Below are 13,017 nucleotides of genomic sequence, written 5' to 3'. Positions count from 1 at the left end.
TGCTCACCGAGTTGCACAGCATCGACGCCGATCGCGCGGCAACCTATTTTGTCGTCGTGCCGGACAGCCAAGTCGAAACCGGCACCGCCGCGACGCACGGTCCACTCGACGTATGGGACGCGACCCAGGAAGTCGCGCAAGCCAGGCTCGAACACACGCTGTCAGTGCTGCGCTCGGACAATCTCGACGTGATAGGTACCCGTGGTGACTTCCGTCCACTGCGCGCGCTTGCCGATGCAGTGGACACGTTTCACCCGGACCGGATCGTCATCACCACACAACCGCCGGAGAATTCGGTCTGGAACCGATTCGAGGTCGTCGACCGCGCTCGCACCGACTATCCGGATATTGCTGTGACGCAAGTGTTTACGGCGGATCCCACGGAGAAGCTCCCGCACTGAAGTCGGGCCGTGTCGATCCGCACGCTGCAGATCGACACGGCCCGAATGTTATTCGCCGTCGTTCGTCACTCGGCGAGCTTGGCCTGCAACCAATCGTGGAAGGCGCCGATGTGGTGCTCGCTCGGCACGAGGACTCCGCCGTCGCGGTAGGTGCGCGAGTCCATCGCCGGCTGGCAGCGTTCGCAGGCATCGAAGTCCTGCTGGTTGACGCGGTGGAAGAGTTCGACCGAACGGCTGACGTCCTTGCCGGACTCGACAACGCCGGGAAGATAAAGCCAATCGCATTCCACGATGGTGTGATCGGCGGACATCGGGAACATGCGATGCACGATCACATGGTCGGGAACGAGGTTGACGAAAACCTGCGGGCGGATCGTGATTGCGTAGTAACGACGATCCTGATCCTCGGCGACGCCGGGAATCTGGTCGAGCCCCTCGGACCCGTCCACCGTGAAGCCCTGCACGTCATCACCGAACTCGGCGCCGTGGCCGACGTAGTACTGAGCGGCGTAGCCGTCCGCGAACTCGGGCAGCACCTCGGTGAGTTCGGGGTGAATCGTCGCGCAGTGGTAGCACTCCATGAAGTTTTCGATGATGAGCTTCCAGTTCGCCTTGACGTCGTAGACGATCCGGCGGCCCAGGCTGAGGTTTTCGATTCCGTAACGCTCGATCGACTCGACATCACCGAGCCGGTCGCGAATCTCCTGCACGACCGTCTCTTCGAACGAGGACGGCTCGTCGGCCAGGCACACCCACACGTAGCCGAGCCATTCCTGCACCGCGATCTTGCGCAGGCCGAAATCGGTGCGATCGACGTCGGGCATCTTCGTAAGGTTCGGCGCGGCGACGAGCTTGCCATCGAGGTCATAGGTCCAGGCGTGGTACGGGCACTGGAACGAGCGCTTGACCTCGCCGCTCTCCTCGGTGCACAGCCGCGCGCCGCGGTGGCGGCAGACGTTGAAGAACGCGCGGATTTCGCCTGTGCGCGAGCGGGTCACGAGGACGCTCTCACGCCCCACCTGAACGGTCTTGAATGCGCCCGGCTTGTCGAGGTCTTTGGCCAACGCGACGTTGAACCACATGGTTTCGAAGACCTTTTCCTGCTCGAGCGCAAACACCTGCGGGTCGGTGTAGTAGTGGCCGGGCAGCGTGGAGATGAGGCTGTCGGGAAGAACGGGAGTGGACACTGATGCTCCTGAAAGGGTCTCAATTGGGCTGTGGGGCTGAAGGATTCGTCGATCGGATGATCAGGCGGTCGCCGGCACGCTGCAAAGCTGCCGACGCCAGCGGGTGAACAGACGCGTTTGATCGACCCCGAGAACGGCAACGAGGCGGCCATCGCGGCGGTAGGTGGCAAGGAAGCTGCGCTGGGCGCAATCGCCTTCCTCGATAGTGATCTCGTCGCCGGGACGGGCGATGCCTGCGAACTGGATGCGCGAGCCGTACTGGTCGGACCAGAAGTAGGGCGGCTTGGCGGGCGTTCCCTGATGGAGGCCACCGGCGAGCAGTGTCGCCACCGCGATCGCCGGGCGTTCGAGCGCGCCGGTCCAGTGCTCGACGCGATGAGCACCGCCGGTCGCGGATTCGTACCAGGCCGCGCAGTCGCCGACCGCGACGACGTTCGGCACCGAAGTCTCACCACCGGCGCCGCAGATCACGCCGTTGCCGAGTTCGAGGCCACTGCCCTGCAGCCATTCGATGTTGGGGACTCCCCCGATCCCGACCACGACGACGTCGGCGGGCAGGTGACGACCGTCGGCGAGATCGACACCGGTGACGCGGCCGTCACCGGTGAGACCGTCGACGCCGATTCCGCAGATGAGCGTCGTGCCGTTGTCGGAGTGCGCCTGCGCGACGATCGCGCCGAGCTGAGCACCGAGCGGGCCGGCGAGCGGGGTCGGCGCCGCTTCGACGACAGTGACGTCGAGGCCGAGCTTGCGTGCGGTCGAGGCGACTTCGGCCCCGATGAATCCGGCGCCGATGACGACGAGTCGAGCACCGGCCTGCAGGTCGGCCCGCAGGGCGGCGGCGTCATCGATCGTGCGAATGACATGGACGCCGGCGAGTCCATCGCTACCGGGCCAGCGGCGTGCGCGGGACCCGGTCGCGATGACGATGCCGTCGGCGCTGATGCGACTGCCGTCGGCGAGCTCGACGGTTCCAGTGTGGGCGTCCAGGCCGGTCGCCGCCGCGCCGAGCATCCAGTTCAGCCGCAGCTCGTCGTCATCGGAGTCCTCGAGGGCGAGATCGGCCTCGGTCATGGTGCCTGCGAGGAATTCCTTCGACAGCGGAGGGCGGTCGTAGGGCCGGCGGCTCTCGTCGCCGACGACGGCCAGTTCCCCGTCGAATCCCTGAGCACGCAGGGCGCGTGCCGCAGAGAGTCCGGCGAGCGAGGCCCCGACAACGGCGATCCGCTTCATCGCTGCGCCTCACTGGCGAGACGGGCACGGATATCCGGGGGAAGGTTGGGCTCCTCGGTACTGAGCTCGACGCGGATCATGTCGTCCTCGATCACCACGGCGTGGGTGCGAACGGGGCGCTTGGCCGGCGGTGCATCCACGGCACCGGTGCGCAGGTCGAACCGCGACGCATGCAACGGGCACTCGACCTCACAACCCTCGAGCCAGCCATCGGCGAGCGATGCGTCCTGGTGGGAGCAGGTGTCGTCGATGGCGAACACCTCGCCGTCGTCGGTGTGGAACACCGCGATCGGGGGGTCGGCTTCGACACGACGTGCCTCGCCTCGGGGCAGTGCGGAAAGGGGACAGACATCGAGCATGAGCCGGGCCTTCCGGTAGCAAATGGCGGAACTCAGTTCGTAATATGCAACAGCGTGGTCTGAGTCACATCTCTTGTCAAGTGGACGGACCACTCGTTTTTCAGTCGCGACACCTGGACGGTTGAACAGGTTTCCCTGGGTCGCGGCCTCCTGGTCAGAGGCCCAAAAGCGTTGGCGAACAAATCGCTTCGATCGAGCGCCCGCCGACACGGTCCGCGCATGGGCGGGCGCTCGATGAGCTAGTGCCGCGCGTGGCGCAGGCGTCGTCGCGTATCGGCCACGAGCGGATCCGTGGAGACATCGCGGTAAAGCGAGACGCACATGCCGACCATCACGAACACGAACGGCGCCGCGACGATGATCGTCATGCTCTGCAAACCGTTCAGGGCGTCGTCGCCGCCCGCCCACAACATGAGGACCGCTACACCGCCGGTGGTCAGTCCCCAGAACGCCACGGCCCATCGCGACGGGTTCAGCGTGCCGCGCTGCGACAGCGTTCCCATCACCATCGACGCCGCATCGGCACCGGACACGAAGAAGATTGCTACGAGCGCCATCACCAGCAGGGATGACAATCCGACGAGCGGCAAGTGGTCGAGCATGCCGAACAATGTCGACTCCGGATTCCCGCTACCGAACAGGTCGATACCCTCGCTCTGCTGCCCGATACCGGCGCCACCGAAGATGGTGAACCAGATCAGGCTGACGGTCGTCGGGATCAGGATGACGCCGACGACGAACTGGCGGATGGTGCGGCCGCGGCTGATGCGTGCGAGGAACATCCCGACGAAGGGGGTCCAGGAGATCCACCAAGCCCAGTAGAAAATCGTCCACGACGAGAGCCACTTCTCGGTGTCGGCACCGGCGGCGGCCGACCGCGCCGACATGCTGGCAATACCTGCGGCGTAATCGCCCAATGCAGTTGGCAGCAGGTTGAGAATCAAAATCGTTGGGCCGGCGATGAATACGAATACCGCCAGGGTCAGTGCGAGCACCATATTGATGTTGGAAAGCCACTGGATGCCGCGTGAGACACCGGAGACAGCCGACGCGACGAACGCGAGGGTGAGCAGCGCGACAATCCCGACGAGCAGCATGGTGCCGGCCTCGCCGACCCAGCCGACAACCTCGATACCGGACCCGATCTGCAGTGCGCCGAGGCCGAGCGAGGCAGCGGTGCCGAACATCGTGGCGAAGATGGCAAGGATGTCGATGATCTTGCCGACCGGCCCCTCGATGCGTGCCCGCCCGAACAGCGGGATGAATGCCGAGCTGATCAGCTGCGGCCGGCCCTTGCGGAACGTGCCGTACGCGATTGCCAACCCGACCACCGCGTACATCGACCACGGGTGCAGTCCCCAGTGGAACAGCGCGGTCGCCAGCGCCGAGCCGGCCTTCGAATCGGAGAGACCGGGCGGAGGCTGAACGAAGTGGGTCAACGGTTCGGTGACGCCCCAGAAGATGAGGCCGATGCCCATGCCTGCGCTGAACATCATCGCGATCCAACTGACCGTCCGGAATTCCGGCTTCTCACCGTCGGCACCGAGCGGGATGCGTCCGTATCGACTGAATGCCAGATAGAGCGCGTACAGCACGAAGCACGTCGACGAAATGATGAACAACCAGCCGAGGTTGGTCACCACCCAGTTCAGGACGGATGACATCGCGCTGTCGAACGCGGACGACCAAACCAGGCCCCAGACAAGGATTCCCACCGCAGCGCCTGCGCTGACTCCGAAAACGATCGGGTCGGTGCACGGACGCCGCGAGTGCAGGGACATGTCTTCTTCCGAACAGTCGACGATTCCCGGGTCGGATACCGCCGAACCCAGGATCGTCCTTGCCTCTATGTCGAGTGGTTCTTTTTGTGTTGTCACATCTCACTCCTGAGGCACGGCGCCCCGCCGGTGCGGGCGTCTGCGACCTCAGGTGGGCTGTTCCGGGCCGCCGTGCGATATGTGTATGCAGGTTGGATAGTTGCGTACTACGCAACATCACGCATATTGAACAACTCAAGAGTGGGACCGCCTGTGACCCATGTCAACCCCATGGAGGGAAATGACCTGGATCACAATCTTGTGACGGCGATGTGAGTGCCGGATCGTCACCAATGAGGCGCGCTCAGGCGCGCCGCGACCGCAGAAGTCCTGGTCGGATGACCGTTAGCCGCGGAAGCCCATGCGCTCGCTGACCGCATCCGCGGCGGCGACGACGGCCGGTGTGACGTCCCGCAGGCGATCCTCGGTGAATCGGTAGACCGGCCCCGAGACGCTGATGGCGGCAATAACCACGCCCGTGTGATCGCGAACCGGTGCCGCCACGGCGTTGAGTCCGTCCTCGAGTTCCTCGAGTGTGGTGGCGTAGCCATCGCGCGCGGCCGCCTTCAGCTCGGTGGCCAGTTCCTCAACCGAGGTGATGGTGCGTTCCGTCAGGCGAGTCAGTTCGACAGCGTCAAGCAACGCCTGCCGCCTCTCGGCCGACATGAACGCGAGGAGGATCTTGCCGCTCGATGTGGCATGCAGCGGCGTGAGCTCGCCGACCCAGTTGTGCGCACCGACCGCGGAAGGGCCGCGCGCCTGATCGACATTCACCACGAACTGCGAGCGCAGGACCGCGACGTTGACTGTTTCGCCGACCTCGGCGGCCAGTTGTTCGGCGATCTCGCGGCCCTGCCGCGTGACATCGAGCCGGCCAGGCACCGCGGTGGCGAGTCGGAGAATGCCGAAGCCCAGGCGGTACTTGCCACGCTCCTGGGTCTGCTCGACGAGCTCGCGCTCCTCGAGTGCGCCTAGCAACCGAAATGCGGTGGACTTGTGCACGCCGATGTCGGCCGCGACCTCGGTCACCCCGGCCTCACCGCGGCGCGCGAGGATTTCCAGCACCGTTATGGCGCGGTCGACCGACTGCACTCCACCGTTGCCGGACTCGGTGCTCGTGTTGCCCATGACGCAACCATACGCAAATAGTGGACCAATGCCCAAGAGGCTTCCGGAATAGATCCGTTGCATTCCAGGGGTTGACCCAGATCACAGTCAGACCTACCTTGGTATATCAGTTGTCGACGACTCGTCACCGCAGGGACCCTGCGGCGGATCGAGACAGCTTGCGAACTCGCCCAAGAGGGGCATATCTGAACCCCACAGCTAGGAGAACGACTCATGGGATCACCGCGCGTTGTGATCATCGGCGCAGGAATCGTCGGTACGAACCTTGCGGATGAGCTGACCGCACGCGGATGGGACCGGATCACCGTCCTGGACCAGGGCCCGCTTCCCCTCACCGGCGGATCCACCTCGCACGCACCGGGATTGGTGTTCCAGACCAACGCCTCCAAGGCGATGACCGACTTCGCCCGCTACACGCAGGAAAAGTTCGTCTCGCTCGATCTCGACGGCCAGTGGTGCTTCAACCAGGTCGGTGGCCTCGAGGTGGCCACGACCGAGGAGCGCCTGGCCGACCTGCACCGCAAGCAGGGCTGGGCCACCTCCTGGGGCATCGAGGGCAGCGTCCTCGATCCGCAGGAATGCGCGAAGCTGCACCCGCTGCTCGAGGCGGACCGGATTCTCGGCGGCTTGTACGTCGAGACCGACGGCCTGGCCAAGGCCTCCCGTATCGTCGTGGCGCTCGCCCGCCGCGCGCAGGCCCGCGGCGCCGAGTTCCGTGGCTCCACCAAGGTCGTCGGCATCGAGCACGCCAGCGGCAAGGTCACCGGAGTCTCAACAAACAATGGCATCGTTCCCGCCGACATCGTCGTCTCCTGCGGCGGCTTCTGGGGCCCCGACCTGGGCGCGCTGATCGGGATGGGAACCCCGCTGCTGCCGCTGGCGCATCAGTACGCCAAGACGGACCAGATCCCGGAGCTCGTCGGGCGCAACACCGAACTGTCCGAGGCCGGCTACCCGATCCTGCGCCACCAGGACCAGGACCTGTACTTCCGCGAGCATGTCGACCAGCTCGGGATCGGCTCCTACGCGCACCGGCCGATGCCGGTCGATCTGCGTGAGCTGCCCAGCGGCGACTACGCCGAGGACGCGATGCCCTCGATGCTCGCGTTCACCGAGGAAGACTTCGCCCCCGCGTGGGACGAGTGCCGAAAGCTGTTGCCCTGCCTCGAGACCGCGAAGATCGAAACCGGATTCAACGGCGTCTTCTCCTTCACTCCCGATGGCGGTCCGCTGATCGGCGAGTCCCCCGACATCGCCGGCTTCTGGATCGCCGAGGCTGTCTGGGTCACCCACTCGGCCGGTGTCGCACGGTCGGTCGCGCAACTGCTCATCGACGGGCACTCCGAGGTCGAACTACACGGAAGCGACGTGCACCGGTTCGAGCAGTTCCAGCTCGACCCCGATTACGTCAGCGAGACCTCGCAGCAGAACTTCGTCGAGATCTACGACGTCATGCACCCTCTGCAGCCGAAGGAATCGCCGCGCAACATCCGGGTCGGCCCGTTCCATGCCCGTCAGACCGAACTCGGCGCGTTCTTCCTCGAAGGCGGCGGCTGGGAGCGCCCGCACTGGTATGAGTCCAATGCCGCACTGCTGGAGGAGCTTCCGCCGGAGTGGACGCCCCCCGCGCGCGACGACTGGGCGGCGAAGTTCCACTCCCCCATCGCCGCCGCCGAGGCGTGGCGCACCCGAACCGCTGCGGCGCTCTACGACATGACTCCGCTCAAGCGGATCGAGGTCAGCGGATCCGGCGCACTCGCCCTGCTGGAGCGACTGACGACCGGCAAGATGGACAAGTCGGTCGGCTCGGTGACCTACGCGCTGGCACTCGACGAGACCGGTGGCGTCAAGAGCGATCTGACTGTTGCACGCCTGTCGGAGGACACCTTCCAGGTCGGCGCCAACGGCAACCTCGATTTCGACTACCTCCAGCGCCAAGCGCCAAAGGACGGCAGTGTCGCGGTCCGCGATATCACCGGCGGCACCTGCTGCATCGGCCTCTGGGGTCCGCGCGCCCGCGACATCGTCGAGGCGCTCAGCCGCGACGACTTCTCGAACGAGGGCTTCAAGTACTTCCGCGCCAAGCAGGTTCGCATCGGCGGGGTTCCGGTGACTGCGATGCGACTGTCCTACGTCGGCGAACTCGGCTGGGAGCTCTACACCTCCGCGGACACCGGGCTGCGGCTGTGGGACGCACTGTTTGCCGAGGGACAACGTCACGGCATCATCGCCGGCGGACGCGCGGCGTTCAACAGTCTTCGACTGGAAAAGGGTTACCGCTCCTGGGGCACCGACATGACCACCGAGCACAACCCGTACGAGGCCGGCCTCGGCTTCGCGGTCCGTCCGCAGAAGGGCGAGTTCGTGGGCCGCGACGCCCTCGACGGTGTTTCGGATGAGACCGTCGAGCGGCGCCTGGCGTGTCTCATCATCGACGACGGAACCTCGGTCGTGCTCGGGTCCGAGCCGGTCTACCTCGACGGCAGCCCGGCCGGTTACGTGACCAGTGCCGCATTCGGCCACACCGTCGGTGCACCGATCGCCTACGCATGGCTGCCGGCCAGTGCGAGCGTGGGCACTTCGGTCTCGATCGGTTACTTCGACCGCCGCGTCTCGGCCACCGTGGTCGCCGAGCCGCTGGTCGATCCCGAGATGAAGAAGATCCGCTCGTGAGCGCCGCCGTCACCGGCTCGCTGCGCACGGGCACGGTCACCGAGTTTCTCGACGCGCTTGCCGCGAAGGTTCCCGCTCCGGGCGGCGGTGCCACTGCCGCACTGCATCTGGGGCAGGCCGCCGCGCTCGTGTCCATGGTCGCGCGGTACACGACCGGCCCGCGCTATGCCCAGCACGAGTCGTTGGTGACCAGGATCTGCGACCGGGCAGATGCCGTTCGTGCCCGCGCACTGCGACTCGCAGACGAGGACATGGCCGCATTCTCCGGGGTGATCGAGTCGTATCGATTGCCGAAGGACACCGAGGCCGAGAAGGCGGCCCGGTCCGCGGCGATCGCGGCGGCGACGAAACGCGCCGCGGCCGTTCCCGCCGACGTCGCCGATGCCGCCGCCGAGGCACTGACGCTCGCCGAAGAGCTACTGCCCGTGTCGAACCCGAATGTCATCAGCGACGTCGCGGCAGCAGCCGAGGCGGCTCGCGCAGCGGCAACCACTGCCCGGGTGAATGTCGAGATCAACATTCCCGGCATTCCCGATTCCCTTGCTCGCGAATCCCTGCTGACCCGCATGGCGGGTGTCGACGAGCTCGCCGACCGCGCCGACGCCATCACCGCACGAGTACGAAAGCTGGTCCAGTCATGAGCAGTGACACATTCCCCCGTCGCTCCGCTCGCCCCGTCCCCCTTGGTGGAGCGGATCTTTCGGCAAGCATCCGCGCCGATGTCACCACCCGTACCGCGTCACTTGTCGCCTTGGGCGTCCGTCCCACGGTGGCAGTTGTGACGGCCACCGATGACGAATCGACCGCCTGGTACGTCCGGACCATCGCGGCGACCGCTGAGCGAACCGGCATTCACTGCGAGATCCACGCATTCGGGCCCGAGGCATCGACAAACCGGCTGCGGACCGCGCTCGTGGAACTCAGCCGGGATCCCGGCGTACACGGCATCATCCTGCAGACCCCGCTTCCCAAGGGCACCGATCTCGCAGCCCTGCGGGACGCGATCAGCCCGGAGAAGGACGTGGACGGCGCCAATCCGGTGAGTATCGGCCGGCTGCTTGCGAACCAGCGTGCCTTCGCCCCCGCAACCGCGCAGGCCGTCATGACCCTGCTCGATTTCCACGACATCGAGCTTCAGGGCAAGACTGCAGTGGTGGTCGGCCGTTCGATCGTTGTCGGCACCCCGGTTGCACACCTACTGGTGCAACGAAACGCCACGGTCACCCTGTGCCACCGGCACACCCGGGATCTCGCGGCGAGCACCCGCACCGCGGACGTCGTCGTTGTCGCGGCCGGTGTCCCCGGCCTCATCACCGGTGAACACATCGCAGACGGCGCGATGATCATCGACGTCGGCACCAACGCGGTGGCCGATGGCGGATTGGTCGGCGATGTCGATGCCGACTCCGTCGCGGGCATTGCCGGTGGACTGACCCCAGTTCCCGGTGGCGTAGGCCCGGTGACAACAGCGTTACTACTCGCGAACACCGTCGCGGCCGCATCGACAGCAGATGCGATCGACCGCGCGGACCGAGGCGACCTCATCGGCGCGGCCGGCTGAGTTCCCCTCCTCTACAACAGTTCTCCCCGACCTACACACCCCTGAAGAACAGTCCGGAAAGAGACCGTCATGACCAAGACCTTCACCTTGACGCTCAGTTGCCCACAGCGACCCGGGATCGTGCATGCGGTGAGCTCGTTCCTGCTCTCGTTGCATTGCGATATCGCCGAGCATCAGCAGTTCGACGACCCGCTGAACCACGCATACTTCCTGCGTACGAGTTTTGTCAGCGCCGACGAGGACCTCGACGTCGCTGGGCTCTCCGATCGATTCGCAGAGATCGCCGACAGCTTCGGCATGACATTCCGGTTCGATGACTGTGAAGCCCCGCGGGTCATCGTGATGGTGTCGAAGCTGGGGCACTGCCTCAACGACCTCATCTTCCGTTGGCGTGCAGGCACTCTCGGTGCCGATCTCGTGGCCGTGGCGTCCAACCATGAGGTGCTTCGCCCGATGGCGGAGGCCGCGGGACTGCCGTTCGTGCATATCCCGGTGACCCCCGACACGAAGCCCCGGGCAGAAGCGGCGCTCCTGGAACTGGTCGACGAGCTCGACGCCGATCTAGTGGTGCTCGCGCGGTACATGCAGGTGCTCTCCGATGACGCCTGCCGAGCGCTGCGTGGACGAGCGATCAACATTCACCATTCGTTCCTGCCCGGCTTCAAGGGTGCCAAGCCGTATCACCAGGCGTTCGACCGCGGCGTGAAGCAGGTTGGCGCCACTGCGCATTACGTGACTCCCGATCTCGATGAGGGCCCGATCATCGAGCAGGAGGTCATCCGGATCGATCACTCCTTCGACCCGGCGCGGCTGGCTACGGTCGGCCAGGATGCCGAGGCGCTGGCCTTGTCGCGCGCGGTGCGCTGGCATTGCGAGAACCGAGTGCTTCTGCACGGACATAGGACGGTCGTCTTCAGTTGAGTGCACCAACCCGCAAGCGCGCTCTCCGTGCGGCCGCTGCACTCGACCCCGCCGGCCGGATCCCGCCCGCTGCCCGGCCCGTCACGGTCCTGGCATACGGGCGGATCGACCGGTATGGGCAGGGTGCGTCGGGACACATCGCGCCGGGCGGTGACTTACGAATCCTGAACGCCGCCAAGCTCATCACCGCCGGGTATCCGGCGGGTTCCTGGACGATCCTGCCCGCGGAGTAGGCCAGGCCCCGGGCGTGTCTCCCGATCCGGCAGGCGGATGTCCGGACGCTGTGATCCGGCTGCGACGACGATCGCTGCGTTGCTCAGGCCACTGCGATGCTCGCCTTGGCGATGAGGTGTTCGACGAGCGTGATCAGGACAGACTTACACGATTCGCGATCGCGAGCGTCGCAAAGCACGACGGGGGTGTCGGTGTCGAGGTCGAGTGCGTCGCGAACCTCTTCAGTTGTGTAGACCGGGGCGCTGTCGAAGCAGTTCACCGCGATCATGAACGAGAGACCGCGCCGTTCGAAGAAGTCGATGGAGGCGAACGAGTTTTCCAACCGACGGGTGTCTGCGAGAACGACGGCGCCGAGGGCCCCGCGCACTAGTTCGTCCCAAAGGAACCAAAATCGGTCCTGTCCAGGCGTGCCGAACAGGTACAGAACCAGTTTTTCATCGAGGGTGATACGACCGAAGTCCAGGGCCACGGTGGTCGTGGTCTTACCCTCCACGCCCGACAAATCGTCGATGCCGGTGGACAATTCGGTAATCATTTCCTCGGTACGTAGTGGCACGATCTCGCTGACGGAAGACACCATCGTGGTCTTACCGACTCCGAAGCCGCCGGCTACGAGGATTTTGACCGAAGCAGCCAGGTCGGCTGAGGACGCATTTTCAGGCATAGTGGACTACAGCTTTCGGATTCCATCGAGCACTGTGTGCAGAATTTTCAGCTCGCCGATCCCGGCAACGTCGTTGTAGGAGTTGCTGTTGGCGGGAGCCCGGAAGTTCAGCAGGCCCTCGGCTATGAGATCACCGACGAGGATTTTGGCTACCGCCAGCGGCAGATTCAGGTGCGCGGAGACCTCGGCCACCGACTGCGCAGTACCGCACAACTGAATGATCTCCGCGTACTCCGGTTCGGTGTACCGCAGCAGTCGCGGAGCGGGGGACACGGTCACCACGAGCGTAAGGATGTCGAGATCGTGTCCCGCTCCCATGGTGCGGCCCCGTGTGACGGCGTACGGGCGGACCAGGGGACCGGCCGCATTGTCGAACCAAGGCTCGCTTTTTCGTGTCACAGCAATCTACGTCGCTTGCTCGGCCACACCGTTACGAGGATCAGCGGACAGGTAGCTGCCGACACGCTGCACAGTCAGGTTCATTTCGTACGCGACCATACCCAGATTCGCGGTGTCTGCGGCTTGCAGGGCGATACATGCGTTGCTTCCGGCCGCCGTCACGAACAGCACCGCCTTCTCGAGTTCGATGACGGCCTGGCGAACGCCGCCGCCTTGGAAGCGATGTCCTGCGCTGCGTGCGAGCCCGTACAGAGTGGCCGACATGGCACCGAAGTGCTCGGCGTCCTCACGGCTCATAGACGTGGATCGGCCCAGTAGCAGCCCGTCGGTGGAAAGCACGACTGCGTAGTGCACCCCGGCAAGACGATTGACTAGATCGTCGAGAAGCCAGTTCAGATCACCTGCGTTGGAGGTCGTCACCTTCACCCTCGTTCACCTTC

Annotated in this window: 13 protein-coding genes and 1 pseudogene; 6 read left to right on the top strand and 8 right to left on the bottom strand. The window is 65.3% G+C overall.

What is annotated here, in order from left to right:
* A pseudogene (locus A8G08_RS09250) lies at positions 1 to 401 on the top strand (amino acid permease); the annotation flags it as partial.
* Between the two features lie 65 nt (positions 402 to 466).
* Here A8G08_RS09250 and A8G08_RS09245 read toward each other — a convergent pair.
* The 5 genes from A8G08_RS09245 to A8G08_RS09225 form a co-directional block, all read right to left on the bottom strand.
* Positions 467 to 1,588, bottom strand: coding sequence for an aromatic ring-hydroxylating oxygenase subunit alpha (locus A8G08_RS09245; RefSeq protein ID WP_068273069.1), 1,122 nt, complete (start codon positions 1,586 to 1,588; stop codon positions 467 to 469).
* A gap of 60 nt (positions 1,589 to 1,648) precedes the next feature.
* Positions 1,649 to 2,821: an NAD(P)/FAD-dependent oxidoreductase gene (locus A8G08_RS09240; RefSeq protein WP_068273068.1), complete on the bottom strand. Its 1,173-nt coding sequence runs from the start codon at positions 2,819 to 2,821 to the stop codon at positions 1,649 to 1,651.
* Entirely contained in the window at positions 2,818 to 3,180 is a 363-nt protein-coding gene (locus A8G08_RS09235; RefSeq protein WP_068273066.1) for a bifunctional 3-phenylpropionate/cinnamic acid dioxygenase ferredoxin subunit, read from the bottom strand. Before A8G08_RS09235 ends, A8G08_RS09240 begins: the two co-directional genes overlap by 4 nt.
* Positions 3,181 to 3,419: 239 nt before the next feature.
* Entirely contained in the window at positions 3,420 to 4,961 is a 1,542-nt protein-coding gene (locus tag A8G08_RS09230) for a BCCT family transporter (protein WP_068273064.1), read from the bottom strand.
* Positions 4,962 to 5,342: 381 nt separating this feature from the next.
* Positions 5,343 to 6,125 (bottom strand): IclR family transcriptional regulator, encoded by a 783-nt coding sequence (locus A8G08_RS09225; RefSeq protein ID WP_187344449.1) that lies wholly within the window; start codon positions 6,123 to 6,125, stop codon positions 5,343 to 5,345.
* Positions 6,126 to 6,338: 213 nt separating this feature from the next.
* On the opposite strand from A8G08_RS09225, the gene A8G08_RS09220 reads away from it, so the two are divergent.
* The 5 genes from A8G08_RS09220 (at position 6,339) to A8G08_RS09200 (ending at position 11,513) form a co-directional block, all read left to right on the top strand.
* Positions 6,339 to 8,798, top strand: coding sequence for a GcvT family protein (locus tag A8G08_RS09220; RefSeq protein ID WP_068273062.1), 2,460 nt, complete (start codon positions 6,339 to 6,341; stop codon positions 8,796 to 8,798).
* Positions 8,795 to 9,439, top strand: a complete 645-nt coding sequence (locus A8G08_RS09215) for a cyclodeaminase/cyclohydrolase family protein (protein WP_187344451.1) — start codon at positions 8,795 to 8,797, stop codon at positions 9,437 to 9,439. The genes A8G08_RS09220 and A8G08_RS09215 overlap by 4 nt, the downstream gene beginning before the upstream one ends.
* Positions 9,436 to 10,359 carry a bifunctional 5,10-methylenetetrahydrofolate dehydrogenase/5,10-methenyltetrahydrofolate cyclohydrolase gene (locus A8G08_RS09210; protein ID WP_068273060.1) on the top strand — a complete coding sequence of 308 codons (924 nt, stop codon included), beginning with the start codon at positions 9,436 to 9,438 and terminating at the stop codon, positions 10,357 to 10,359. Before A8G08_RS09215 ends, A8G08_RS09210 begins: the two co-directional genes overlap by 4 nt.
* Positions 10,360 to 10,428: 69 nt before the next feature.
* The gene (gene purU, locus A8G08_RS09205; protein WP_068273058.1) at positions 10,429 to 11,280 is read left to right on the top strand and encodes a formyltetrahydrofolate deformylase; all 852 of its coding nucleotides are present in this window, start codon (positions 10,429 to 10,431) and stop codon (positions 11,278 to 11,280) included.
* Positions 11,277 to 11,513 (top strand): hypothetical protein, encoded by a 237-nt coding sequence (locus tag A8G08_RS09200; RefSeq protein ID WP_068273057.1) that lies wholly within the window; start codon positions 11,277 to 11,279, stop codon positions 11,511 to 11,513. Before purU ends, A8G08_RS09200 begins: the two co-directional genes overlap by 4 nt.
* 83 nt (positions 11,514 to 11,596) lie before the next feature.
* On the opposite strand, the gene A8G08_RS09195 is transcribed toward A8G08_RS09200, so the two are convergent.
* From A8G08_RS09195 to A8G08_RS09185, 3 genes are read right to left on the bottom strand one after another with little or no spacing between them, the layout of a single operon-like run.
* Positions 11,597 to 12,178 carry a GTP-binding protein gene (locus A8G08_RS09195; protein ID WP_068273055.1) on the bottom strand — a complete coding sequence of 194 codons (582 nt, stop codon included), beginning with the start codon at positions 12,176 to 12,178 and terminating at the stop codon, positions 11,597 to 11,599.
* Positions 12,179 to 12,184: 6 nt separating this feature from the next.
* On the bottom strand, positions 12,185 to 12,577 hold the full coding sequence (locus tag A8G08_RS09190; protein ID WP_068273053.1) for a DUF742 domain-containing protein: 393 nt from the start codon (positions 12,575 to 12,577) through the stop codon (positions 12,185 to 12,187).
* A gap of 6 nt (positions 12,578 to 12,583) precedes the next feature.
* The gene (locus tag A8G08_RS09185; protein WP_068273070.1) at positions 12,584 to 12,997 is read right to left on the bottom strand and encodes a roadblock/LC7 domain-containing protein; all 414 of its coding nucleotides are present in this window, start codon (positions 12,995 to 12,997) and stop codon (positions 12,584 to 12,586) included.
* Positions 12,998 to 13,017 lie beyond the last annotated feature (20 nt).

Origin of the sequence: Aldersonia kunmingensis, assembly GCF_001646865.1 — a bacterium.
GTDB lineage: Bacteria > Actinomycetota > Actinomycetes > Mycobacteriales > Mycobacteriaceae > Aldersonia > Aldersonia kunmingensis.
This window is presented reverse-complemented; position numbering and strand designations above follow the sequence as displayed.